We start from the raw sequence: 425 nt of genomic DNA on the forward strand, positions 1-425 counted from the left end.
CCTGGGCATTTCAGAGTGAGCGAATTATATAGCAGCCCAAGGGGTGTCTAGGTCGATTTGCGCAGATTTTTCTGAAAACTTTGCGCGTCCGATGGCGGGCTTGCAAAAACGAAAAAGCCGCTGCATTTGCATGCAACGGCTTGTCGTGTTTGGTGCCCAGGAGAGGACTCGAACCTCCACGGAGTTACCCGCTAGTACCTGAAACTAGTGCGTCTACCAATTCCGCCACCTGGGCATTTCAGAGTGATTGAATTATATAGCAGCTGATGTAGAGCAGATGCCGGTTTGCGTATGTTTTTTCAAAAAAAGCAGCACGACCGATCGGGCTAGCCTGGAAACGAAAAAGCCGCTGCATTTGCATGCAACGGCTTGTCGTGTTTGGTGCCCAGAAGAGGACTCGAACCTCCACGGAGTTACCCGCTAGT

Annotated in this window: 1 tRNA gene; it reads right to left on the reverse strand. The window is 51.1% G+C overall.

Going from position 1 to position 425, the window contains the following annotated elements:
- Nucleotides 1–150 precede the first annotated feature (150 nt).
- Nucleotides 151–235, reverse strand: a tRNA-Leu gene (locus tag ACLBXN_RS08580).
- Between the last annotated feature and the right edge of the window lie 190 nt (nucleotides 236–425).

The organism is Comamonas sp. C24C (assembly GCF_053345995.1).